The 21,290-nt window shown below is 64.4% G+C and carries 22 protein-coding genes; 10 read left to right on the top strand and 12 right to left on the bottom strand.

Annotated elements, in window-relative coordinates:
• The first annotated feature begins 72 nt into the window (after positions 1 to 72).
• From SO139_RS38995 to SO139_RS38975, 5 genes are all read left to right on the top strand, one after another.
• Entirely contained in the window at positions 73 to 498 is a 426-nt protein-coding gene (locus SO139_RS38995; RefSeq protein WP_449380447.1) for a hypothetical protein, read from the top strand.
• Between the two features lie 150 nt (positions 499 to 648).
• Positions 649 to 966, top strand: coding sequence for a DMP19 family protein (locus tag SO139_RS38990; RefSeq protein ID WP_449380446.1), 318 nt, complete (start codon positions 649 to 651; stop codon positions 964 to 966).
• Between the two features lie 88 nt (positions 967 to 1,054).
• Positions 1,055 to 1,846 carry a hypothetical protein gene (locus SO139_RS38985; protein ID WP_449380445.1) on the top strand — a complete coding sequence of 264 codons (792 nt, stop codon included), beginning with the start codon at positions 1,055 to 1,057 and terminating at the stop codon, positions 1,844 to 1,846.
• Positions 1,847 to 2,112: 266 nt separating this feature from the next.
• Positions 2,113 to 4,278 carry an anthranilate synthase component I gene (locus SO139_RS38980; RefSeq protein ID WP_449380444.1) on the top strand — a complete coding sequence of 722 codons (2,166 nt, stop codon included), beginning with the start codon at positions 2,113 to 2,115 and terminating at the stop codon, positions 4,276 to 4,278.
• 9 nt (positions 4,279 to 4,287) lie between these two features.
• Complete coding sequence (locus SO139_RS38975; RefSeq protein WP_449380443.1) at positions 4,288 to 4,827, top strand: adenine phosphoribosyltransferase; 540 nt, start codon at positions 4,288 to 4,290, stop codon at positions 4,825 to 4,827.
• Between the two features lie 74 nt (positions 4,828 to 4,901).
• On the opposite strand, the gene SO139_RS38970 is transcribed toward SO139_RS38975, so the two are convergent.
• The 7 genes from SO139_RS38970 to smc all read right to left on the bottom strand — a co-directional run bounded on the left by SO139_RS38970 (position 4,902) and on the right by smc (position 13,537).
• Positions 4,902 to 5,234: a GIY-YIG nuclease family protein gene (locus tag SO139_RS38970; protein WP_449380442.1), complete on the bottom strand. Its 333-nt coding sequence runs from the start codon at positions 5,232 to 5,234 to the stop codon at positions 4,902 to 4,904.
• Between the two features lie 82 nt (positions 5,235 to 5,316).
• The gene (locus SO139_RS38965) at positions 5,317 to 5,985 is read right to left on the bottom strand and encodes a hypothetical protein (protein WP_449380441.1); all 669 of its coding nucleotides are present in this window, start codon (positions 5,983 to 5,985) and stop codon (positions 5,317 to 5,319) included.
• Between the two features lie 60 nt (positions 5,986 to 6,045).
• The gene (locus SO139_RS38960) at positions 6,046 to 6,798 is read right to left on the bottom strand and encodes a P-loop NTPase family protein (RefSeq protein WP_449380440.1); all 753 of its coding nucleotides are present in this window, start codon (positions 6,796 to 6,798) and stop codon (positions 6,046 to 6,048) included.
• 221 nt (positions 6,799 to 7,019) lie between these two features.
• Positions 7,020 to 8,222 carry a M48 family metallopeptidase gene (locus SO139_RS38955; protein ID WP_449380439.1) on the bottom strand — a complete coding sequence of 401 codons (1,203 nt, stop codon included), beginning with the start codon at positions 8,220 to 8,222 and terminating at the stop codon, positions 7,020 to 7,022.
• 32 nt (positions 8,223 to 8,254) lie between these two features.
• A complete protein-coding gene (locus SO139_RS38950; RefSeq protein ID WP_027524255.1) occupies positions 8,255 to 8,815 on the bottom strand; it encodes a LemA family protein in 561 nt (186 codons plus the stop codon).
• A 145-nt stretch (positions 8,816 to 8,960) separates the two neighbouring features.
• Entirely contained in the window at positions 8,961 to 9,941 is a 981-nt protein-coding gene (locus SO139_RS38945; protein ID WP_449380438.1) for a small ribosomal subunit Rsm22 family protein, read from the bottom strand.
• 131 nt (positions 9,942 to 10,072) lie between these two features.
• Entirely contained in the window at positions 10,073 to 13,537 is a 3,465-nt protein-coding gene (smc, locus tag SO139_RS38940; RefSeq protein ID WP_449380437.1) for a chromosome segregation protein SMC, read from the bottom strand.
• Positions 13,538 to 13,623: 86 nt separating this feature from the next.
• Between smc and SO139_RS38935 the strand changes: the two genes are divergently transcribed.
• Entirely contained in the window at positions 13,624 to 13,839 is a 216-nt protein-coding gene (locus tag SO139_RS38935) for a hypothetical protein (protein WP_449380436.1), read from the top strand.
• 90 nt (positions 13,840 to 13,929) lie between these two features.
• Here SO139_RS38935 and SO139_RS38930 read toward each other — a convergent pair whose 3' ends face one another.
• From SO139_RS38930 to SO139_RS38920, 3 genes are all read right to left on the bottom strand, one after another.
• Positions 13,930 to 14,202: a hypothetical protein gene (locus SO139_RS38930; RefSeq protein WP_449380435.1), complete on the bottom strand. Its 273-nt coding sequence runs from the start codon at positions 14,200 to 14,202 to the stop codon at positions 13,930 to 13,932.
• 468 nt (positions 14,203 to 14,670) lie between these two features.
• A complete protein-coding gene (locus tag SO139_RS38925) occupies positions 14,671 to 15,327 on the bottom strand; it encodes a DsbA family protein (RefSeq protein WP_449380434.1) in 657 nt (218 codons plus the stop codon).
• Between the two features lie 131 nt (positions 15,328 to 15,458).
• Positions 15,459 to 15,938 carry a DUF721 domain-containing protein gene (locus tag SO139_RS38920; RefSeq protein WP_449380433.1) on the bottom strand — a complete coding sequence of 160 codons (480 nt, stop codon included), beginning with the start codon at positions 15,936 to 15,938 and terminating at the stop codon, positions 15,459 to 15,461.
• A 168-nt stretch (positions 15,939 to 16,106) separates the two neighbouring features.
• Here SO139_RS38920 and mutY point away from each other — a divergent pair, with 168 nt between their 5' ends.
• On the top strand, positions 16,107 to 17,228 hold the full coding sequence (gene mutY, locus SO139_RS38915) for an A/G-specific adenine glycosylase (protein WP_449380432.1): 1,122 nt from the start codon (positions 16,107 to 16,109) through the stop codon (positions 17,226 to 17,228).
• Between the two features lie 70 nt (positions 17,229 to 17,298).
• A complete protein-coding gene (locus tag SO139_RS38910) occupies positions 17,299 to 17,718 on the top strand; it encodes a PaaI family thioesterase (RefSeq protein ID WP_449380431.1) in 420 nt (139 codons plus the stop codon).
• Positions 17,719 to 17,721: 3 nt separating this feature from the next.
• Here SO139_RS38910 and SO139_RS38905 read toward each other — a convergent pair whose 3' ends face one another.
• Entirely contained in the window at positions 17,722 to 19,005 is a 1,284-nt protein-coding gene (locus SO139_RS38905) for a flavin-dependent oxidoreductase (protein WP_449380430.1), read from the bottom strand.
• Positions 19,006 to 19,127: 122 nt separating this feature from the next.
• On the opposite strand from SO139_RS38905, the gene SO139_RS38900 reads away from it, so the two are divergent.
• Complete coding sequence (locus SO139_RS38900; protein ID WP_449380429.1) at positions 19,128 to 19,748, top strand: glutathione S-transferase family protein; 621 nt, start codon at positions 19,128 to 19,130, stop codon at positions 19,746 to 19,748.
• A gap of 105 nt (positions 19,749 to 19,853) precedes the next feature.
• On the opposite strand, the gene SO139_RS38895 is transcribed toward SO139_RS38900, so the two are convergent.
• Positions 19,854 to 20,771 (bottom strand): LysR family transcriptional regulator, encoded by a 918-nt coding sequence (locus SO139_RS38895; protein WP_498541694.1) that lies wholly within the window; start codon positions 20,769 to 20,771, stop codon positions 19,854 to 19,856.
• Positions 20,772 to 20,861: 90 nt separating this feature from the next.
• On the opposite strand from SO139_RS38895, the gene SO139_RS38890 reads away from it, so the two are divergent.
• Positions 20,862 to 21,290 (top strand): nuclear transport factor 2 family protein (locus SO139_RS38890; protein WP_498541693.1); only part of this gene is annotated, 429 nt, incomplete at its 3' end.

Here is a 21,290-nt window from a genome sequence, read left to right as displayed (position 1 = left end):
GCCGCCCGGCATCGGGCGGCTGCTTTGGCGCGGTCACGCGTCGGAGCCAACACATTGGCGCCGAGCATCCCCATGAAAGCCTTGCTGATCGCATCATTGTTCGTGACCGCCTTTATCGCGCCTTGTTGGGCCAAGGATCCGGCGTGCAACGGGCCGGAATTTCAGACCTTCCGGACTGACTTCGAAGGCGCGGCGAATGCGAACGACAAGAGCCGCATCGTCAAGCTGATCGCTTTTCCCGTCGAGTTCTGGTCGGCGGAAGGCAAGCACGACGTTCAGAGCGGCCCGGTCAAGAGCGAGGCAGAATTCCTGCAACGCTACGACACGCTGTTCACGCCCTTCATGCGCAAGCATGTGCACACCGCAAAGCTCCTGTCGCTGCCCGACAGCCGCTGCGCGCTGACCTGGCATGATGCGAATTCCGAGTTCACGTTCGAATTCCGCTATGTCCCCGACGCCGGATTCAGGGCGATCGGATATGGGGTCGGGGCGTATTAGGTCCCGCGGCGCGCCCATGACGACATCGACGAGGATCGCACAGTACGATCGGCGCGCAGGCACTAGCGCTCTTGCAGTGGCTTGACGTTCATTGCAAGTTACAAGTGTAGGTGTAAGACGTTACGCCATTGGGGCGAATGTGGGTGCGCGATGATCGTAGGTGGCCGTTTATCAACTGTTGTCGTACCTAGCGATGCGCTGGAAGCGGCTAGCAACCCCGAGAAGGCTTACTATCTGACCTGTGCTATCGTCGATTTCGTCAACGCAATTCAACGTGTCGGCATCTACGCGCGGCATGAAATGCCGGCTGTGGCCATGCAGGCATATCACGCCGACTATTATCTCGCTCAGGTCAACAACGGTGGTCATAGCCAGTTCATCGGCAACACGGGCGCCAACCAGCTTCCAACGACATCTGAAGATGCGCTCGCGGCACTGAAGGCGATGGGAGCGAGCGCGCAACACTAGATATTGCAAGAAATGGTGGCGTGGGTGGAAGCAAACCCCGGCGAGGCTGCAGCGCAGAACGGATTCTCCGAGCGCGCCGCAACCCTCGATGAACTTGATAGAGCGCTTCTACGAGGCGGAGCGACAGCAGCCGATGACCACGCTCGCGGCCCGATGGATCGCGGGCTGGCCGGAATTGCGCGCCGTAAAACGCGAGCAGTACGCTTCCGAAATCGATCGGCTTGCCCAACTCCAACCACATCTGACGCCGCGCCGGATTTGGCAAAGCGTGCATCAGATTCGCGTCCAGATGACTGATCGCCTGCAAATCACGATCGCCGCGGCATGCGGAGCAGCGGCGGAGCTCAAACTCGGGGTCGGGGCGGGCAGCTACATGGACGTGGAGGGCCAGCAATGCATGGCCTTCAGTGTCAGCACCGACAAGGGATCGCGGATATGCGTCTTTGAAGAAACGGGGGGACGACTCTATGAATACCTCGTGCGCAGTCCGATTCCGAAGCTCGAGGATGTGAAGCTTGAGAATTTGAAGACTTTCCAGCCGCCAGTTGTCGGTGCGCGACTATCTGTCGTGGGCGCGGACACTGTCGGGAATTTCTCTAGGGTTGCGGAGCAAAACCTGGCCGCCGAAGCCATCGATTTGCTCCTGCGAAGGTCGGATCTAGGTCCAGCCGCGATGATCACGGCAGTTGAGGTGGGCGATGAATGGGCGGCATGGTGCGCAGTCACCGGAACGACCGCCACTATGATTGCGACTCTCCGCGACCGCGCCGACATCGTCGGATCAGACGGCAAAGCCGCGCTCACCGTAACGCGCGCCGAAATCGAGCGCCATGCGGCAGAGGCGGCCGCTGGCCGCGACAGCATTCAGACCTCCGCATGATGCATTTTCGCGGCGCCGCCGCACCATTTTGGCGATCGAGGGGGCCTCGCCATCTTGACGCCGTCCCCGCGCCATGGTGTGTAGTTCCCCCATGAGCACCGCCGTCCGCCCATCCCGTCTTTGGTGGCGCACCTCCTAAAGAGGTGGCCGGTGCGATTTCATTTTCCCAAATCGTCGAAGGTCGCCAACGCAGAGCGGCGGCCTGATCGTTTGTCCTGTGTGGCGTTCCCTCGGCAAGTCTCGTAAGAGGAGCCCAAGAGGATCACATGAACAGGACAGTCTTTGCCCTTCCGGCCAGAAGCGACTATGTGACCCGCGCGGGTCTCGCGATCACGCGCGTGGCGGAGCAATTCAGCGGCGGCGCCAGCCGGCTCGACGATCTCGTCAACCTGCTCGACCGTCGCCGCGGTGTGGTGCTGTCGTCGGGCACCACCGTGCCCGGCCGCTACGAGAGTTTTGACCTCGGCTTCTCCGATCCGCCGCTCAAGCTCGAAACATCAGGCGTCAATTTCCAGCTCGAAGCGCTGAACCAGCGCGGCCAGGTGCTGATCGCCTTCCTCGCCGATGTCCTGCGCGAGCCCTGCGTGGTGATCTCCGAGAAGACGGCCTCGCGGCTTGCCGGCCACATCATCCGCGGAGATGCGCCGGTCGAGGAGGACCAGCGCACGCGGCGCGCCAGCGTGATGTCGCTGGTGCGCGATCTCGTCAGCGCCTTCTCCGCCAATGATGACGGGCTGCTCGGCCTGTTCGGGGCGTTCGCCTACGACCTCGTCTTCCAGATCGAGGATCTCGTGCAGAAGCGCCCGCGTGAAAAGGACCAGCGCGACATCGTGCTCTATGTGCCCGATCGCCTGCTCGCCTATGACCGCGCCACCGGCCGTGGCGTGGTGCTGAGCTACGACTTCACTTGGAAGGGCAAATCGACCGAAGGTCTGCCGCGCGAGACCGCGGACAGCCCGTATCTCAAGACGCCGCGGCAGGGCTTTGCCGATCATGCGCCCGGCGAATATCAGGCGACGGTCGAGACCGCGCGCGCGGCCTTTGCCCGCGGCGATCTCTTCGAGGCCGTGCCGGGACAGCTCTTCGCCGAGCCCTGCGAGCGCTCGCCTGCGGAAGTGTTCCAGCGTCTCTGCGTCATCAACCCGTCGCCCTACGGCGCGCTGATGAATCTCGGCGACGGCGAGTTTCTCGTGTCGGCTTCGCCGGAGATGTTCGTGCGCTCTGATGGCCGTCGCGTAGAGACCTGCCCCATCTCGGGCACCATCGCGCGCGGCACGGATGCGATCGGCGATGCCGAGCAGATCCGCCAGCTCCTGAACTCGGAGAAGGACGAGTTCGAGCTCAACATGTGCACCGACGTCGATCGTAACGACAAGGCGCGCGTCTGCGTGCCCGGCACCATCAAGGTGCTGGCGCGGCGGCAGATCGAGACCTACTCAAAACTTTTTCACACCGTCGACCACGTCGAAGGCATGTTGCGTCCCGGCTTCGACGCGCTCGATGCATTCCTCACCCATGCCTGGGCCGTCACCGTCACCGGCGCTCCGAAGCTCTGGGCGATGCAGTTCGTCGAGGATCACGAGCGCTCGCCGCGCCGCTGGTATGCGGGTGCGATCGGCGCGGTGAATTTCGACGGCAGCATCAACACCGGCCTGACCATTCGTACCATCCGCATGAAGGATGGGCTTGCCGAGGTGCGTGTCGGCGCGACCTGCCTGTTCGACTCCGATCCGGCCGCTGAAGACCGCGAGTGCCAGGTGAAGGCCGCCGCCCTGTTCCAGGCGCTGCGCGGCGATCCGCCAAAGCCTTTGTCGACCTTCGCGCCCGATGCGACCGGCTCGGGCAAGAACGTGCTGCTGATCGACCATGACGACAGTTTCGTGCACATGCTCGCCGACTATTTCCGCCAGGTCGGCGCCAGCGTCACCGTGGTCCGCTATGTGCATGCGCTCGACATGCTCAAGCAGAAGACATGGGATTTGCTGGTGTTGTCGCCCGGACCAGGCCGCCCGGAGGATTTCGGGATCAAAAAGACCATCGACGCGGCGCTTCAGAAGAAGCTGCCGGTGTTCGGCGTCTGCCTCGGGGTGCAGGCAATCGGCGAATATTTTGGCGGCGAGCTCGGGCAACTGACGTATCCCGCCCACGGCCGGCCCTCGCGGGTGCAGGTGCGGGGTGGGCGCCTGATGCGCAACCTTCCGAATGAGATCGTGATCGGCCGCTATCATTCGCTGTATGTTGAGCGCGACAGCATGCCGGAAGTTCTGTCGGTCACGGCGAGCACCGAGGACGGCGTCGCCATGGCCCTCGAGCACAAGACGTTGCCGGTCGCCGGCGTGCAGTTCCATCCGGAGTCGCTGATGTCGCTCGGCGGCGAGGTGGGTTTACGAATTGTCGAGAACGCATTCCGGCTGAGTGCGGGCGTCGATTGAGAGGCACCAATGACTTTTGACTACGATCTGAAGGCGAGCGTTCGAACGATCCCCGACTATCCCAAGCCCGGGATCATGTTCCGCGACATCACCACGCTCCTGGCCGATGCGCGCGCGTTCCGCCGCGCGGTCGACGAGCTCGTGCATCCCTGGGCCGGTAACAAGATCGACAAGGTCGCCGGTATGGAGGCGCGCGGCTTCATCCTCGGCGGCGCGGTGGCGCATCAGCTCTCGGCCGGGTTCGTACCGATCCGCAAGAAAGGCAAGCTGCCACACACCACGGTGCGCATCGCCTATTCGCTGGAGTACGGCATCGACGAGATGGAGATGCATGTGGATGCGGTCGCGCCCGGCGAGCGCGTCATCCTGGTCGACGACCTCATCGCCACCGGGGGCACCGCCGAGGGCGCGGTGAAGCTGCTCAGGCAGATCGGCGCCAACCTGGTCGCGGCCTGCTTCATCGTCGACCTGCCGGAGCTCGGCGGCGCTGCCAAGCTGCGCGCCATGGACGTGCCCGTGCGTACCCTGATGACGTTCGAGGGGCATTGAATAGAGCCGCGTAGGAGATGCGCTCCCTCTTCCGCACGCGCGAGAGGTGAAGGAGCCCGCGGCAAGCGCTGGCCTTAGATCGCCTCGGCCTTCAGCTCCGACAGCCAATGTAGCATGCGCTCCTTCAGCAGCGCGTCGCGGACATAGCTCACGTCCTCCTCGTCCAGCCGCTCGCATTCGGCGAACCTGATGCCCGCGGCGCCATGCGCGTTCCATGCCGCCTGAAGGGAGCGGCAGGGATGTCCGCCCTGGCGCAGCGTGAACCAGATCCGGTTGGGGACCTTCTCCAGATCGAGTGCCTGGCCGACCCAGGCTTCGCCTGTCGCCGCGCAGCGGACGACGTAGATGCCGCCAGCGGCCTTGCGCTCCTTGTAGGCGGCAATCGCGGCCTTTCGGTCGATGCTCATTGGCTCGGTCTCGCGGGGAATGGTGTCGCGCGAGGTCATACAAGCCGCCAGGCGATCAGTCAATATTACCCGGGTAAAATAATTAAGAACTCTGCAGAATCAGGCTGAGCTCGAGCTCCCGGAAGGCGAGATAGTTCCGCCGGATCCACTGGTGCAATTCGGTCGACGAGTCCTTCTCCTGGCGCAGATAGCCGGTGAAGGAGAAGTTGAGCCGGTCGATATAGGTCTTCAGGAAGCCCGGCAGCGCCGGCAGACGGAACAGCCGTCCGCCGGCCATGGCAGGCGGCAGCTCGCCGCGGACGACATATTCGTTGTCCACGGTGATCAGGCTGATCCGCGGGATCTGCTGGCGCAGCATTTCATGCGCGCGGCTCGACACGCGGTCGGTGTCGGCGACGAACAGGATCATCGGCGCCACGTGGCGGCGGGCGGCTTCCTTCAACAAGCCGATCTCGTCGGTCATCTTGAAGAATTCATCGAAGGCGTGGAAGCCGAGGTCGATCACCTTGCCGAGGCCGTCATCGACGATGACGCGGTCCATGAGCTGCATCTTGCCGTAGGTGTCGATGACGTCGGCCGTCTCGGTGACCTTCGGCAGATAGTCGAGCAGTGATGGTTCCTTCAGATTGACGTCGAAGGCGGCGACATCGCCGTTCTTGAGCAGCAGGAACTCGGTCAGCAAGCGCGCAAGCAGCGTCTTGCCGACCTGCGGTCGGGGGGAGCAGATGATGTAGACGGGCGTGGCGGCCATTGGCAGCTATATCAGGCGGGTTCGGCGCCCAATCCAGCCGCATCCGCAGCTTGCCCGCAACTATTTTTCGCTGCTACGGGCGGCGGGCTTGGAGCCCACGATGTCGGTCAGCCGGATGCGGTCATACTCGCTCCAGACGTTCGCCAGCCAGTGCCGGACATAGCCGCGCAGTACGAACGAATAGTTCGCGGCCTCGTCGTGGATGCCCTTGTTGGCGACGAATTTCAGGAACGGAACGGACGAAACCTCGACCTGCTCATAGGCCATTTCGTTGAGCTTGGGGATGGTCAGCTCGGTCGCATCCTTGATGCGGTGGAAGTAGGAGTTGTAGGTCGCCTGGTCCCACTGGAAGAACTGGGTGTCGTTGATGAAATTCTTCACCAGGAAATATTTTGCGCCGGTCATGAAGCCTGCGGTCTCTGCGATCTCCTCCAGCGAGGCGATCGAGGGCCCGAGGATGTGGAACACGGCGAAGGTGATCTGGCCGGCCTTGGCGGCGTCGAGGAAGCCGATGTCGCGCAGCGAAGCCAGCGCCGGTGAGAGCAGGCCGGCGCGGACGTCGATCACGGTCACCGACGGGCTCACCGCGTTGAGCGTGTCGAAGATCTTCATCTGATCGGCCGTCGTCGTCATGTCGACGATCTCGGTGATGTCAGGGTGGAAGCGCTTCAGGGTTCCGCGCGGCGACTCCGTGTCGAACGCGCGGGTCGGCACGTTGTTGGCGGAAAAATAATCGAGCAAGGTGCGCGATACCGTGGTCTTGCCGACCCCACCCTTGTCCGCGCCCACCACAACCACTGCCGGCTTTGCCATTGACGTCCCCTAAACGCGCGCCCCCGATCGCGATGCACGATCGGTCAGGTCCCAAATCGACTTTCCCAGCCGACTTGCCCAAGTCTGCTGTTGGGCGCGAACATGGCAGAAACAAGGGAGAATTCAATTCCTCCGGACCTCGTTGCAGCAATTCCCGCGGTTTTTCCCAATCGCACCAAAATCCCTCCGCATCCAGCCTCGTGGCGCGGCAAATTGTGCGATCAATGATGGCCCCAGGGTCCCATTGGATTGCCGACCGGGGTTCCGGGGCGGCTCGGCACGGTGGCATCGGCCGGCGTGCCAGAATCGGTCCACGGGCCGGTGGGCACCGCCGGCGGGATGTCCTGCCGTTCCGCCTGCGTTCCCGATTCCTCGGATTCGTCCGAGGGCGGCGGCAGCGGGCCCGGATCATGGCCACCGGCAAAATTGACCAGCGCCTTGATCCGCGAGTCGACCGAGGGGTGGGTCGCAAACAGGTCGGCGAAGCCCTCGCGGGGATTGTCGACGCAGAGCTCCATCACGGCAGAGGTCGCGCCCGGCAGCTCGCCGCGGCCGTCGATCTTGCGCAGCGCCGAGATCATCGCGTCGGGATTCTTGGTGAGCTCGACCGAGCCGGCATCGGCCAGGAATTCGCGCGAACGCGACAGCGCGAGCTTGACCACCTGCGACACCAGCCAGGCCACCACGATCAGCACGACCGCGATGATGACGACCACCACCGCGCCGCCGCCCGAGCTCTTGCTGTCGCTTGATGACGAGGACGATCGCGACGAGGAGGACGAACCCGACGACCACGAGCCGCCGGAACCGGAGCTCCAGCTGAAGCTCGTGAACATGCGGAAGAACAATTCGCCGAAGAAGCCGACCACGCCGGCGATGATGACGGCGACCACCATCAGCTGCACGTCGCCGTTCCTGATGTGGGTCAGCTCGTGGCCCAGCACCGCCTCGATCTCCTGGTCGTTCAGGGCTTTCATCAGACCCGTGGTGACGGTGATCGCATATTGCCGCGGGTTGAGGCCGGTCGCGAACGCGTTCAGCGCCGGGCTCTCCATGATCTTCAGCTTCGGCATGGTGATGCCACGCGAGATGCAGAGATTTTCGAGGAGATTGTAGAGCCGCGGCTCTTCCTGTCTTGTCACGTCGTGGCCGCCGGTGACGGCATCGATCATCGACTGGTGGAAGAAATAGGCGATCACGATCCAGGCGATCGCCGCGGCGGTCGCGAAGGGCGATGCCTTGATCAGGTCGGAGAGAGCGTGGGTCAGATAATAGGCGACGGACTGATTGCCGTTGATGACGACTTCGGCGATCAGCGCGCCGGCATAGACCAGCACGTAGAACAGCAGGAACAGGCCCGCGAGCAGCACCATCGAACGAAACCTGTTCGAGGCGATATGCGTGTAGAGACCATACGCGGCCATGGCGCGCTGTCCTGCCGGTCTATCGTTTCAGATCAGAACTTGACCTGTGGCGCCGCCTCGACCTCGGTGCGGCTCGCGCCGAGATCGAAGAACTCCTTGCGCGTGAAGCCGAACATGCCGGCGAACAAGGCGGCGGGCATCTGCTGGATGCCGGTGTTGTATTCCTGGACCGCGTTGTTGAAGAAACGGCGGCTCGCCGCGATCTTGTTTTCGAGGTCCGAGAGCTCGCTCGCGAGCTGCTGGAAATTGGCGTTGGCCTTGAGGTCGGGATAGGCCTCCGACAGCGCGATCAGCCGGCCGAGCGCGCCGGAGAGCTGGTTCTCGGCCGCGGACACCTGCGCCGGTCCCTGCGCCGACATTGCCGAATTGCGCGCCTTGATCACGTCGTCGAGCGTGCCGCGCTCATGCGCCGCGTAGCCTTTCACGGTCTCTACCAGGTTCGGGATCAGGTCATGCCGCTGCTTGAGCTGCACGTCGATGTCGGCAAAGGCCTGGCCCACACGCTGGCTCAGCGCCACCAGGCGGTTGTAGGCGCCGAAGGCGAACAGCACGAGGACGACGATGACGCCGAGAACGATCCAGCCGGTCGACATGGAGAACTCCTGAAGGGGAAGAAGGCGGATAGCGTAGACCAAAACGACGCCGGGCGGCAGGCCGGCGCGCAAGGCAGGCAAAAGGCAAGTAAGGCTTGGTCGGGCGCAAGCCTATTCCAGTTCAAGAGAAAAGCACTGATCGAGGTTAACTTTCGGCCATGACGGCGTCGCCCCAACGCCAGCGGCGGGCACCCGCATAGGCCGCCTTGTCCCGGCGCGGCACCTTCGCGAGCTCGGCGCCTTGCTCGGTGCAGAGCTTGGCCGTGATCTCGGCCTTGCCGACATCAGGCTCTGCCAGCACGCGTGCAAAGCGCGCGGCGACAGGCGCGCGGGTCAGCGCCACATAAATGAACTTCTCGTCCTCGAAGGGGACCTCGGCGCCCTTGAGCTGCCGGTGCGCCTGTGAGCGCGGCAGGCGCTGGGCAAAATGGCACCAGTCGGGCGGTGTGAGCGGGCAGGGTTTGTCGTGCGGGCAGGGCGCCGCGACATGCGCGCCTGATGCAATCAACTGCTGACGCAGCGCAAGGGTACGTGCGTAGCCGGCTGGCGTGCCGGGCTCGATCACGACGAGGGCGTGCCGGGCTTTCGCCCACATCGCGTCAGCGAGCGCGCGCTGGTCGTGCTCGCCGAGCTCACCGATCAAATAACTCGCGATGACGAGATCGGTGGGCGTGGCCCCCGCGAGGTTCGCGGCGGCGTCGCCCGGCAAATAGCTGATGTCAGCCAGTCGCGTGCTGTCACGCGCAAGCTCGAGCGCCAGGCTGCTCAACGTGCGATTCGCGTCGAGCAGGGTGAAGGATTGCAGCGAGGCAAAAGCTTCCGCGGCCGCCCAGCTCGCGGTGCCCGGCCCTGCGCCGACATCGAGCAGGCTCTCGGGAGCAAGCTCCGGCACGATCATGGTGAGCGCATTCAGGCTTGCAGCGACGGCGGCATAGGTCGCCGGCATGCGAGCGAGCGCATAGGCGAGTGCATCAGCTTCGGATTTGATGGCGGCGGAGCCACCGCCAGCGCGATAGGTGTTCGAGATGCGCCCGGCCCGCTGCGCGGCGTCAGTGCGGGAAAAGCCCACGAGCTTGGCGTCAAGCGCGGCTTTGAGCTCGGCAGGAAGGGTAGGGGAAATCATCATCCATCGTCATGCCCCGCGCAGGCGGGGCATCCAGTACTCCGAGACAGCGCCGTTCAACCGAGAGGCCGCGGCGTACTGGATCATCCGCTTTCGCGGATGATGACGTCAATGGGTGTGGAACGACTGCCGCTTCACGCCACGTTCTGGTCGAGAATGTCCACCGCCTCTGCCAGGCTCACCGACACGAGCTGCGAGACGCCGCGCTCGGCCATGGTGACGCCGAACAACCGGTTCATTCGCGCCATGGTGATCGGATTGTGCGTGATGATGATGAAGCGTGTGTCGGTCGAGCTGGTCATCTCGTGCAGGAGGTTGCAGTACCGTTCGACGTTGTGGTCGTCCAGCGGCGCGTCGACTTCGTCCAGCACGCAGATCGGCGAGGGGTTGGTGAGGAACACCGCGAAGATGAGCGCCATCGCGGTCAGCGCCTGCTCGCCGCCCGACAGCAGCGACAGCGTCTGAGGTTTCTTGCCCGGGGGCTTTGCGATGATCTCGAGACCGGCTTCCAGCGGATCATCGCTCTCGATGAGGTGCAGAGCCGCCTCACCGCCGCCGAACAGTTCGACGAACAGGCGCTTGAAGTGGTTGTTGACGACCTCGAACGAGGTCAACAGCCGCTCGCGGGCCTCCTTGTTGAGGCTCTGGATGCCCTGGCGCAGCCGCTTGATGGCTTCGACGAGGTCGTCGCGCTCGGTGGTGAGGCCGGTGTGCTGGGTCTCGACCTCCTTGAGCTCTTCCTCGGCGCGCAGGTTCACCGCACCGAGGCGCTCGCGGTCGCGGCGCATCTTTTCGAGGTCCTCCTCGATCTCGTGCAGCGGCGGCAGCTCCGCGCCGGGTTCGATCTCGGCAAGGCCGGCGACGGCCTGCGGCTCGACCTCCAGCATGTCGCGGATTTCGCGCTCGATGTCTTCCAGACGGCGCCGCGCGCCTTCCATGCGCTCCTCGGCACGCGCGGTCGCTTCGCGGGCGCTCGACAAGGCTTCGAGCGTCAGCTTTGCGACACGATCGGTCTCGGCCATGGCGGTTTCGGCCTCGGCGAGCGCGTCGGCGGCCACGCGGCGGTCGTTCTCGGCGTATTCGATCTCGTTGATCAGCGCGCTGCGCTTCTCGGCGAACACGGCAGGCGCATTCTCGAGATCGCCGCGCTCGACCGAGACCTCGGTGATGCGAGCCTGGATGGTGTCGATGTGGGAGGCCGCGCTTTCCTTGCGGTTCTGCCATTCGGTGCGCTCGGCGAGGATCGCCTGCACGCGACGATCGGCGAGCTCGGCCTCGCGCGCCAGCGCCTGTGCCTCGGCACGGACCTGGGCGGCCATGCGGCGCTGGCCCTCGATGTCGCTGCGCACGGCCGCGAGCCGCACTTCGGTGTCTTCGCTCGACGGCAGCTCGGAGATCGCGGCTGCCGCGTATTCATGCGCAGCCTCGGCCTCGGCGCGGTCGGCGGCGAGGCGGCTGTGCGCCTCCGACAGCGCCGACTTGCGCGCGGCGTGACGGTTGATCTCGCGCTCGGCGGTGGCATGGCGCTCGCGGGCGGCATTGAGCTCGCGCTGCGCTGCGCGCCAGGCCTCACGTGTGGCGCCTTCGGTGCTGGCGGCCATCTGCAATTGGCCTTCCGCGTTCTCCAGCGCCTGGCGCTTGATCTGCGCGTCGATGCGGGCCTGCTCCAGCTCGTTCTCGATGTCGACGAGGCGGGCGCGTTCGGCGAGCCGTCGCGCGGCGCCAGTCGGCGCGTGAGCTGCAGCGACAAAACCGTCCCAGCGCCAGACGTCGCCTTCGGGCGAGACCAGGCGCTGGCCGGTCTTGAGCTGCGAGACGAGCTCTGCGCCGCGTTCGCGCGGCACGACGCCGATCTGCGCCAGTCGGCGCGAAAGCTCGATCGGCGCCTGCACGTGATTGGCGAGCGGCACGACGCCCTCGGGGAGCGCCGGATCGCCTTCCGTGACGCCGGCATTGGTCCAGCGCATCGGCGCGGAGGGATCGACGGGCGCATCGAGGTCGTCGCCGAGCGCAGCGCCGATCGCCTTTTCAAAACCCTTGTCGACGGTGATGCCGTCGATGATCGGCGGCCACAGATTCTTGGTCTCGCCGTTGACGATCTTGGAGATCGTGCGCGCCTCGGTTTCAAGACGCTGCACGCGCTTGTCGGCTTCGTTCAGCGGCGAGCGCGAGGATTCCAGCGTCTGGCGAGCCGCGACATGCGCGGCTTCGCTGTCCTGCGCCGCGGCCTCGGAGGCTGCCAGCGTCTGCTCGGCATTCTCGACGGCAGCGGTCAGCTCGTCGAGATCACCGAAGCCGCCGGTCTCCTCCGCAAGCTTCTGCTCTTCCGCTGCGACATTCGCGATCTCCTGGTCGAGCCGCGCGAGCTTGTCGCGGTGGGTGCGGACATTGGCTTCGAGTTGATTGCGCTTGGCGGTGAGGTCGGCAAGCGCCGTGGTCAGCTCGGAGAACTGCTGTTCGGTCTCGGTGAGCGTCGCCTCGGCCTCGGACACGCGCTCATCGACACCGGAGCGCTTCTCGACGCGCGACTTGATTTCTTCCTTCAGCTCCAGATCCTCGGCGTCGAGCCGATGAAGCGCCACGTCGGCATCCATGGTCTGCTGCTGCGCGCGGGCGATGTCGCCCTCGAACTGAGCCAGTCGGCGCTCGAGCTCGGTAACGCGATCCTTTGCGCGCACTTCCTCGCGATCGAGCAGCTCGCGTGCATTGGTCAGCCGTTGCAGGCCTGCCGCGGCGCGCGCTTCGGCATCACGCAGCGCCGGCATCCCGGCGGCGCGGATCGCCTGGATGCGGGCGGCTTCGGCCTGGTGCTGGGTGCGCTCGGCCATCTCGCGAACCGCGAGATCATGGGTGTGGCCGGACTCATTGACCTCGGCATGGGCGCCGACCCAGCGGAGATGGAATAGCGTGGCCTCGGCCTTGCGCACCTTGGCTGCGACCTCGCGATAGCGCACGGCCTGGCGGGCCTGCTTCTTCAGGCCTTCCATCTGACCGGAGAGCTGGCCGATCACGTCCTCGACGCGGGTGAGGTTGGTTTCGGCCGCCTTCAGCCGCAGCTCGGCCTCGTGGCGGCGGGCGTGCAGGCCGGCAACGCCGGCGGCATCCTCGAGCACGCGGCGGCGCTGCTCGGGTTTGGCCTGGATGATCTCGCCGATCTTGCCCTGGTGGACGAGGGCCGGCGAGCGCGCGCCGGTGGCGGCATCGGCAAAGAGGATCTGCACGTCGCGGGCGCGCACGTCGCGGCCGTTGATGCGATAGACCGAGCCCGCCTCACGCTCGATGCGGCGGGAGATTTCGAGAAGCTGGCTGTCGTTCATCGCCGCCGGCGCGGTGCGATCGGCATTGTCGATCGTCATCGTCACTTCGGCGTGGTTGCGCGCGGGGCGATTGCCGGAGCCTGCGAAGATCACCGCGTCCATGTCGGCGGCGCGCAGCGATTTGTGCGAGGTTTCACCCATCGCCCAGCGCAGCGCTTCGACCAGGTTCGACTTGCCGCAGCCGTTCGGTCCGACGACGCCGGTGAGGCCCGCTTCGATCACGAAGTCGGTGGGCTCGACGAAGGACTTGAAGCCATGAAGGCGCAGGCGGGTGATCTTCATAAAACACGCTTCTCTGTTGGCAGGACGCGAATCTCCCTGCCGTGACAATACCATAGAAGGCAAATGTCGGGGTCCGGATGAGTCGCTTGATGCGGCTCATGCGGCTGGACAATGGCCGCGCCGGCGCGTCAGGGCAACCGGCGAAAGCCGCTTTTCACAAGGGATTTGAGGCTTCGCAGGTCGCGAATCAGGATCAAAACGTGAAGATCAGCTCTTCAACACGGGGCATGATTTTCGGCAGGTGTGTCGGCATTTATCAACAGCAAACAAAGCTTTGGGCGTTGGTCGGGCAGGGGAGTTAGAGCGCTCGGCAAACGAGCCATTGCCCGCGCCGGAGTTGGTCCTGACGTGACGATCCAGCTATTTGCCAAGCCTTCGGGTTGCATCGCCGCTCAGGTGGCCTTTTCCTTGAGGTCAAAATCCATTGTCCAGGTCGACTTGCCTGGCTGCTTCCGGAATATCCAGATCGTCAGAGTTGAGCCGGTTGGAATGACGATACTGTCGCCCTCGAACATCGTGAACTGCCGGATATTGTTTTCTGTCGCCCAGATTGAGTGAGAATAGACGTCCTTGCTGCTTGTTTTGGTGCAGCTCAGAACCCCTCCATTCTGAACAGCGCACGTGATCGTTTGGCTCACGGAAGAGTCCATATGGATGGTGGTCATCTGGCATTCTCCAAAAAAAGATATGAATGAACGCCCTCATGCTCTCGCAGGTTGTGATTGTGGTCAAGGAACAATCTCTGACGCGGCTTCGCTTACATCCTTGACGGGAGCGGACAACCAATTTCCGAGGGGGTGGTCGGCTTGGCTCTACGTTGTCTGCCGCGCCACAACTCGGCTCTTTGCCTACCTCCGAACCACCAGACGGGCTTCTTCACTAACTCACGGAGCAGCAAGAGGCCCATCTGCCCGCCCGCAGCGCATCTCGGTTCGGAAGACGTGATTTTGCAAGTACTTCCAGTCCAATGCCAAAGCTTCGCTTTCTCGATGGACCGCGCTGCTCGGATATGTACTGAAGAAATTCACGTAACTGTCGGCAACTCGTGGCTTAACTAGTTTGGTTGCGACGTCGCTATCGCAAGGCGCCACGCAAGCTCGGCTCGCGTCTCGGAAATCGGGGGCGAAGCCAGATCAGCTCTTCAACAGCGGATTGATCTTCTTCGCGAATTCCTCGAACGAGGCCTCGCCCTTGATCTTCTCGCCGTTGATGAAGAAGGTCGGCGTCGAATCGACCTTCAGAACCTCGCTCGCATATTTCTGGTCGGCGGCGATCTTGTCGAGCAATGCCTGGTCCTTCAGGCAGGCCTCGACCTGGCTCTGCGAGAGGCCCGCCTGCTTGCCGATCCGCGCGAGCGTCTCCGTGGTGTTCTTCGTCACCCAGTCGGCCTGCGAGCGGAACAACATGTCGGTGACGGCGAAAAATTTCGGCGCGTCGCCATTGGCGATGCAGCGCGCCAGCATCGAGCCGGCGGCGGCCTTGATGTCGAGCGGGAACTCGCGGAAGATGTAGCGCACCTTGCCGGTGTCGATGAATTCTTTCTTGATCTTCGGGAACACCTGCTCGTTGAAGGCCGCGCAGTGCGGGCAGGTCATCGAGGCGAATTCGGTGATGGTGACGGCGGCGTTGTCCGGACCGAGCGCCATGTCGGGCAGCGACACCGGTTTGGCGACGTCGGAGGCGCTCTGCGCCATGGCCTCGGTGATGAGCCGCAGTGGCGACAACCCGGCGGCCACGGCAAGTCCGGTCAGCGAAAGCATCGTGGTGAAGACGCGGCGGGTGATCATCAAAGGTCCAACTCCCGAAATTGGCGTGGGCACGCCCAAAGTTCGCCGATTGAGCGGCCTGTCGCTAGCTTGAAACCGCAATGGAGGCAATGGCGGGCCGCAACAACGGCTCCAGATTAGCGGCGGAATGAGGCTCAATTTCGCTTGATTGCAGCGCCCAGCCGCGCCAGCGCGTCTCGCAATTGTTCATCTTCGATATTGCCGAGGGTCTCGGCCACCTTGGCCACCGCCCCGGCATCGGGTGGGCGGGGCCGGGCCGGGCGGCCGCGGCTCGACAGCGGGGCCTGGCGGAAGGCGAGCTTGCCGACCGCGTTCCAGCCGAAGAAGCGGTTGACCCGCTCCAGGATGACGTCGGCGGAGTGCTGGATCTCCAGCGCCATCGGCCCCTCGACCCGCAGCACCAGCGTCGCTGGTTCCTGTGGCTGGCCCTCGACCGGCCGCGGCCATTGCATCTTCAACGGCTCCGCATTCGTGGCGATCTCGGAGCCGGCGATCTCGCCCCACCGCGTTACCAATTCGCGCGCGGCAAAGCCCTGCTTGGCATAGGCCTCGGCAAAGACGTCGTTGAGCAGGATCGACAGCGGCTTTGCGCTGATGGGACCGGGTTTGGACATGGCTGCCTTATATCATCATATCATCGTGCGACGCTGACCAGAAATTATCCGCGTCATGCCGGGCCGAGCCCCGGCCATCCACGTCGTGCCGTGAAGAAAGGCGTGGATGCCCGCGACAAGCGTGGGCATGACGTGGAGAGTTCGGTGCGACGTCGATACAGTGTCAGCATGAGCCCCACACCCGCCCTGAAGGCGAAATCGGAACCAGTTCGGCCGGAAGTCTCCGCGCGTCCTTTGGCGCTGCTCCAATGGTACGACCGCCATCGCCGCCGGCTGCCATGGCGCGCGGCGGCGGGCGAGACGCCGGATGCGTACCGAGTCTGGCTGTCGGAGATCATGCTCCAGCAGACCACCGTCAAGGCGGTCGGGCCCTATTTCGCAAAATTCGTCGCGCGGTGGCCTGATGTCACGGCGCTCGGCCACGCCTCGCAGGACGACGTGCTTCGGATGTGGGCCGGGCTCGGCTACTATTCGCGGGCTCGCAATCTCCATGCTTGCGCGGTCGCGGTGGCGCGCGAGCATGGCGGCATTTTTCCAAATACCGAAGAGGGCCTGCGCGCATTGCCGGGGATCGGGCCTTACACGGCGGCGGCGATCGCGGCGATCGCTTTCGACCGCCGCACCATGCCGGTCGATGGTAACATCGAGCGGGTGGTGTCGCGGCTGTTCGCAGTCGAAGAGGAATTGCCGCAGGCAAAACCGCTGATCCAGCAATTGGCGGCGACGCTGCTCGCGGATTCCCGCGCGGACGACGGGAAGTCTCGCGCCGGCGACAGCGCGCAGGCGCTGATGGATCTGGGCTCCTCGATCTGCACGCCGAAGAAGCCTGCGTGTTCGCTGTGTCCGTTGAACGAGGATTGCGTCGCGCGGGTGCAAGGCACGCAGGAGACGTTTCCACGCAAAGCGCCGAAGAAGAGCGGCACGCTGCGCCGCGGCGCGGCCTTCGTTGTCGTTCGCGGCGATGAGCTGCTGGTCCGCTCGCGGTCCGAAAAGGGCCTGCTCGGCGGCATGACCGAGGTGCCGGGCTCGGACTGGCTCGCCGGGCAGGAGGACAAGGCTGCGCGTGCGCAGGCGCCTGAGATCAAGGGCCTCACCCGCTGGCAGCGCAAGCTGGGCGTGGTCACCCATGTGTTCACGCATTTCCCGCTGGAGCTCGTGGTCTACACCGCCGAGGTCGACAGCCGCACCCGCGCGCCAGGGGGCATGCGCTGGGTTCCGATCGCAACCCTTGCCAATGAGGCGCTGCCCAACGTCATGCGCAAGGTGATCGCGCACGGGCTGGATCTCTAGCTCCGCGCGCACTCCTGACAGGATGCTGGCAGCAGCGCTGCGGTATCGCGAAGCTAGATGGAGGCTCCCGATGGTCATGACCGCGCTCGACGATTTCAACATGCCACCCTGTGCCAAGCTCCTGGGCTGGCGCCTCTTGGACGCCCGGCCCGAGCAGGGCTGGATCAAGCTTGGCTTCGAGGGCAAGCCGGAGTTCTGCAATCCTGCCGGCTTCATCCAGGGCGGCCTGCTCTCGGCGATGCTCGACGATACGATGGGTCCGGCGGTGTTCGTGATGAGCGAGGGGAGGCTTTACACCACCACAATCAGCATGACCGTGAATTTTCTCGCTCCGGCCAGGCCCGGCCCGATCATTGCCGAAGCCAAGGTGACGCAGCTCGGCAAGACGATCGCGTTCGTCGAAGGCAAGCTGATGACCGAGGACGGCACGCTGCTCGCAACCGCCAGCGCGACCGAACGGCTGCTCGAGGCCGCGCGGGTGATGCGGTGAGGCTCAGGCGCTCGCTCCTGTCGCGTGCTGTCGCGACACGATCGGCGGCTTGGCGTTCAGCGCTTCGACCTGGAAGCCGGCGACACGCTTGTAGTTCGCGGCGATGTCTTCCAGTTCCTTCTGCGACAGCACGTCGGTGACGACGTCGTAGCCATCAGGCGCGCGCTCCTCGACGAGCTGCATCACCTGCTCCGGGCCGTTCTTGCGGTTGAGCAGCACGAGATCGGTCGTCGCCGGTCGGCGCTCGGCCTCATAGGCCGATAGCGCTGCATTCGTCAGTCCATTCGCAAGAATCTCGCGGGTGATCACGCGGGCATCGAGGATCGCCTGCGAGGCACCGTTCGAGCCGATCGGATACATCGGGTGCGCGGCATCGCCCATCAGGGTGACGCGGCCAAAAGTCCATTGCGAGATCGGATCGCGGTCGACCAGTGGATACTCGTAGGCGTGCGGGCAGTTCTTGATCAGGCCGGGCACGTCGAGCCAGTCGAACTGCCAGCTCTCGAACCACGGCAAGAACTCCTCCAGCCGCGCGGTGCGGTTATAGTCCTCGCGCCGCCACTGATAGGTCGGCGGCATATGCCGCTCGGCGACCCAGTTGATCTGGTGGCTGCCGGACGCGTCCGGCGTCTTGGTGATGGGATAGCAGACGAATTTCAGGATCTCGTGCCCGGCCATGATCATGGTGCGGCCGGAGAGGAACGCTTTGGCCGGCGTCACGCCGCGCCAGAGGATGCGGCCGTTCCAGATCGGTGGCCCCTCTTGCGGGTAGAGCTTTTCGCGCACGGCGGAATGGATGCCGTCGGCCGCGATCAGAAGCGCGCCTTCGTAAGCCCCGGCGCGCTTGCCGGTCGCCTTGTCGATGAACTCAGCGCGGACACCGTCGGCCGTCTCGTGCCAGCCGGTGAGATGATGGCTGGTCAGGATGTTCTCGCGGCCGAGCCGCTCGACCGCGGTGTCGAGCAGGAGCTGCTGGAGGACGCCGCGATGGATCGAGAATTGCGGCCATTTGTAGCCAGCCTCCAACCCGCGCGGCTCGCTCCAGATCGGCTTGCCGTGCTTGGAGAAATAGGCGAGCTCGCGGGTGCGCACGCCGCTCGCATCGAGCTTGTCCATCAAGCCGAGCTCGATCAGTTCGCGCACCGCATGCGGCAGCACGTTGATGCCGACGCCGAGCGGTTTCAGCTCGGCGACGCTCTCGAACACTTTTGCGGGCACACCGATCTGGTGCAGGCTGAGCGCAAGCGTCAACCCGCCGATGCCGCCGCCGGCGATAAGGACCGTCATGTCAAATCCCCCGTTTGCGGGGTCTTCGCACGGGAGGCGGTCGTCGGCAACTGCGAAGAGAGCAGCCTATGGACGCCGCGCCGGCCTGCCGTTAACGTTGCCCTTTCGGTACGAGGTCTCCCATGCTCAAGCTCTACTACACCCCCGGCACCTGCGCGGTCGCCTCCCACATCGCCCTGGAAGAGGCCGGGGCCGACTACACGACTGAACGGGTCGACTTCAAGACCAACCAGCAGAACAGCCCGGACTACCTCGCGATCAATCCCAAGGGCCGCGTGCCTTCGCTGGTGACCGATCGCGGGGTTCTCACCGAGACGCCGGCAATGCTTAGCTTCATCGCGCAAATGTTTCCCAAGGCGAAGCTCGCGCCGCTCGACGATGCCTTCGCATTCGCGCAGGCGCAGTCGTTCAATTCCTATCTGTGCTCGACGGTGCACGTGGCGCACGCCCACAAGATCCGTGGCGCGCGCTGGGCGACCGAGGAGACTTCGTTCGCGGACATGAAGCGGATGATCCCGAAGACCATGGGTGCCTGCTTCTCGCTGATCGAGCAGAAGATGCTCGGGGGGCCCTGGGTGATGGGCGAGCAGTACACGATCTGCGATCCCTATCTCCATACGCTGTCGCTCTGGCTCGAAGGCGACGGCGTCGACATCAAGGCGACACCGAAGGTCGCCGATCATTTCAAGCGGATGTCCGAGCGGCCCGCCGTGCGCAAGGTGATGGACGCGCACAAGGCGTGAGGGTCCGCGGATCGTAGGGTGGGTTAGCGAAGCGTAACCCACCTCTTTGATTTCCGCGGAGACAGAAGCGGTGGGTTACGCCTTCGGCTAACCCACCCTACAAAGTTACAAAGCCTTCCGCTTCTCCAACTCCCGTCCCGTCTCCAGCATCAGCCGTCTCAGCCAGATCGAGCCTGGATCCATCTGCGCTCGGGTCGGATGGAACATGAACTGCTCGTCGATGCCGGGATCGAGCGGCGGGGTGACGGTGGCGAGCGCGAACTGCTTCGACAGCGCCGTGATCAGCCGGCGCGGCACGAAGGCGACGAGGTCGGTGCGCGCGGCGACGTGCAGCGCCTCGAGATAGCCGGACACGACCAGCGCGATATGCCGCTCGATGCCCTTGGTGCGTAGCCAGGTGTCGATCAGGTCCTCGGCCTGGCCGCGGATGATGACGGCGACGTGACGGGCAGCGAGGAACGTGCCGCGCCGCTTCAGCTTGGTACCGACGGGATGGCCGCGCCGCACGGCCAGCGCGTCGCTGTCGGTGTAGAGCAGTTGACGGTGAAAGCCCTTGAAGGCGTTGCCGATCGAGATCACGAGATCGATGGTGCGGGCGAACTCCGCGTGGAAGATCGCGGGCCCTCGCCACGGCACCACGTCGATGCGCACATTGGGCGCAAGGCGCGTCACCTTCTCCATCAAGGGCGGCATCAGCAGCTCGACCGCGAGGTCCGGCATCATCAGCCGAAACTGTCGCTCGCTGCGCGCCGCATCGAACTCCTCCGGCACGAAGAGCCCTCGCACCTGGTCGAGTGCCTGGGCGAGCGGGGCGCGCAGGGCCTGCGCCCGCGGCGTCAACTCCATCCGCGCGCCGGTGCGCACCAGGAGCGGATCGCCGAAGATGTCGCGCAGGCGCTGGAGCGCGTGGCTGGTCGCCGGCTGCGACAGCCCGATCCGCAAAGCTGCGCGGCTGACATTGGCTTCGCGCAAGAGCGCATCGAGTGCGTTCAGAAGATTGAGGTCAAGCGAATGCAAATTCATGAAATGAATAGATATCATATCCATTATCGATTGGAAGAATTCGCGTGAGGCGACGATGATCCGGGCGGACTCAAGCAAAGGAGAGCCATCATGAGCGCTGCCGCCAACAAGAAACTGATGCAGGATATTTTCGCCGCCGCCGCGAATCCCGACCCCGAGGTACGCGACCGCGCGCTGTTCATCGCAAGCCTTGCGGAGGACGCCAAATGGGTCGTCACCGGGCAATATTCCTGGTCGCGCACCTTCACCGGCAAGGATGCCATCCTCAACGACCTGCACGGCCATGTCCGCTCGCGCCTTCGCGACCGCACGCGCACGGTGGCGCACCGCTTCATCGCCGACGGCGACGTCGTCGTGGTCGAGGCCAAGGGCGACAACGTCACCAAAGAAGGCGTTCGCTACGACAACGACTATTGCCTGGTGTTTCGACTCGAGGACGGCAGGATCAAGGAGATCCGCGAGTATTGCGACTCGGTCCTGACCGAGAAGGCGCTGGGCCCGTTTCCGCAAGCCCCAAGC

The organism is Bradyrhizobium sp. UFLA05-89, from assembly GCF_059803475.1.
This window is presented reverse-complemented; position numbering and strand designations above follow the sequence as displayed.